Annotated in this window: 1 rRNA gene; it reads left to right on the top strand. The window is 53.9% G+C overall.

What is annotated here, in order from left to right:
- Nucleotides 1–293: ribosomal RNA gene (locus J9892_RS22405) — 23S ribosomal RNA — on the top strand; the annotation flags it as partial.

Below are 293 nucleotides of genomic sequence, written 5' to 3'. Positions count from 1 at the left end.
GCCAATCAAACTCGGAGATAGCTGGTTCTCCCCGAAAGCTATTTAGGTAGCGCCTCGGACGAATACTACTGGGGGTAGAGCACTGTTTGGGCTAGGGGGTCATCCCGACTTACCAACCCCATGCAAACTCCGAATACCAGTAAGTACTATCCGGGAGACACACGGCGGGTGCTAACGTCCGTCGTGAAGAGGGAAACAACCCAGACCGCCGGCTAAGGTCCCAAAGTTCTGGTTAAGTGGGAAACGATGTGGGAAGGCTCAGACAGCTAGGATGTTGGCTTAGAAGCAGCCAT

Origin of the sequence: Aeromonas sp. Prich7-2 (assembly GCF_017939255.1) — a bacterium.
Classification (GTDB): Bacteria; Pseudomonadota; Gammaproteobacteria; order Enterobacterales; family Aeromonadaceae; genus Aeromonas; species Aeromonas caviae.
Note: the sequence above shows the minus strand (reverse complement) of the source record. Positions and strands in the feature narration are given on the sequence as shown.